This window comes from Nocardioides pelophilus (genome assembly GCF_014180685.1).
GTDB lineage: Bacteria > Actinomycetota > Actinomycetes > Propionibacteriales > Nocardioidaceae > Nocardioides > Nocardioides pelophilus.
Map to the genome: position 1 here is coordinate 1 of NZ_JACEHF010000286.1, position 2,099 is coordinate 2,099.

A 2,099-nucleotide genomic window follows, 5' to 3' on the forward strand; every position below is an offset into this window, starting at 1 on the left:
CACCCCCCCGGCAGCAGCCGTACGGCGGCCGCCGTGCCGACCACGTAGACGAGCGCGAAGGTGCCCGTGGTGATCAGCAAGGTCGCGTCGGTCGGTTGCCCGAGCAGCCCCTCCGCGACCGTCGTCGCCAGCGCCAGCCCGGCCACGAACGCCAGCGCCCGGCGCGGCGTACGACGACCGTCGCCGATGTCCGCGCCGAGCCAGCGGGGCATCGCGCCCGTGATCGACAGCGCGGCTCCGAGCCGGGACGCGCCGGCGAAGTAGGCGTTGATGGCGCCGATGGTGAGCAGCACCGCGATCACCGTGGTCAGCGGGCGTGCCCAGTCGCCGAAGGCGCCGGCCAACAGGTCGGCCAGGGGCGCTCGCCCGGCGCTGCTGCCGAGCACGGCGACGGTCACGAACGCGATCCCGAGGTAGAGCACGGTCACCGCGACCAGTGTCATCGCCGTGGCGCGGCGGATGTCGCGGGCCGGGTGCCGGTACTCCGCAGACAGCGAGCTGACGATCTCCCACCCGGCGAACGCCCACACGAGCAACGCGGCCGCGGCGCCGACGCCCGACCAGCCGTGGGTCAGGAACGGCGTCAGGTTGTCGGTGTCGACCCGCGGCAGCGAGACGACGATCGCGACGAGCAGCAGGGTGGCGATCGCGGCGGCGATGACGAGCTGGACCCGGGCCGAGACCTGGATGCCCACCCAGTTCATGACCGCGACGACCGCGATCACGACCGCGGTCACCACCACCTCGATGGTTCGGCCCCCACCGACCGCGTCGGCGACGTACGACGCGGCGAAGCCGGCGGCCACCGGCGCACCGATCGGGATCGCGAGGAAGAAGCCCCAGCCGACCATGGTCGAGACGCGTTCGCCGAACGCGAGCCGGGCGTAGGTCGCGACGCCGCCTCCGTCCGGGTGTCGCGCGCCGAGCGCGGCGAAGGTGAAGGCCAGCGGCACCGAGATCGCCAGCAGCGCCACCCACGCGAGCAGCGAGGCGGGCCCGGCCGCGTCGATGGCGAGTGCGGGCAGCGAGATGACCCCGGTGCCGAGCACCGCGGCGAGCGTCATCGCCGTGCCCTGGACGACGGTGAGCGACCCGCCCCGCTCCGCCGACGGCGCCGGCGCCGGTGTCTTCATGAGAGCGCGGCCGCCCGCGCCGTGACGTCGGCGGGGACGGCGGCGTGGGAGTCGGGGGCGCTGACCGGCGCCAAGGCGACCCGGCGCAGCGGGATGTGACCTCCCCAGGCGCCGGTGGCGAGGTCCTCGGGCTCGTCGACGGGACCGCCCGCGCGCTCCTTCATCGACGCCTCCCGCAGGGGCATCGCGAGCACGGCGGTCGCGGCCAGCTCCTTGCGCGTCGACGCCCGCAGCGTGGCGGCCCGGCCGGGGATCATGTGGTCGATGATCAGGTCGAGCGCCCGGCCGCGCTCGGCGGGGTCGTCCACCACCCGCGCCCGGCCGATGATCACGGCCGACCGGTAGTTCATGGAGTGCCCGAACGCGCAGCGCGACGCGACCAGCCCGTCCAGCTCGGTGACGGTCACGCACACGTCGGAGCCGAGCGCCGACCGCAACCACCCGGCGCCCGTGGAGCCGTGCAGGTAGAGGGTGCCGCCGGCGTCCGGACCGGCCGGGTCGATGGCGTACGCGGTCGGCAGCACGACCGGGTGCGTCGTCCCGTCGCGGCTCACCACGACGCCGATGTGGGCGACGAGGGCGTCGGCGAGCAGGGCCAGCAGCCGGTCGCGCTCGCTGACGGCACGCTTCTCACCCCGGGTGACGGTGGTCCTGGGGGTGGGCGAGAGGGTCTCCATGGGACTAGCCTTCCGGAGGAGTGGCCCCCCGTCACGGGCCACTTCTCAACGATTCTGACAAGCCACTTGGAGGGGCCGTCGTGAGGACGCTTCCGGTGCGGCTCGACCGCGACCACCCCGAGCCGCTCGGAGTCCAGCTCTCGACCCAGGTCCGCGACCTCGTCGTCGCCGGCACCCTCGCCCCCGGCGACCGGTTGCCGAGCACGCGGGCCCTGGCGGCCGAGCTGGGCGTGGCGCGCGCGGTCACCGAGCAGGCCTACGACCAGCTGCTGGCCGAGGGCTGGCTGAC

Annotated in this window: 3 protein-coding genes; 1 reads left to right on the forward strand and 2 read right to left on the reverse strand. The window is 74.7% G+C overall.

The features are described from left to right. Together H0488_RS22975 and H0488_RS22980 are read right to left on the reverse strand one after the other, a co-directional pair. Nucleotides 1–1,133 (reverse strand): APC family permease (locus tag H0488_RS22975; RefSeq protein WP_183101495.1); only part of this gene is annotated, 1,133 nt, incomplete at its 3' end. Continuing rightward, nucleotides 1,130–1,810 carry a pyridoxamine 5'-phosphate oxidase family protein gene (locus tag H0488_RS22980; RefSeq protein WP_183101496.1) on the reverse strand — a complete coding sequence of 227 codons (681 nt, stop codon included), beginning with the start codon at nt 1,808–1,810 and terminating at the stop codon, nt 1,130–1,132. The genes H0488_RS22975 and H0488_RS22980, both read right to left, overlap by 4 nt. Before the next feature lie 80 nt (nt 1,811–1,890). Here H0488_RS22980 and H0488_RS25200 point away from each other — a divergent pair. Beyond that, nucleotides 1,891–2,099, forward strand: a 209-nt coding sequence (locus H0488_RS25200; protein ID WP_183101497.1) for a GntR family transcriptional regulator, incomplete at its 3' end; no start/stop codon positions are given.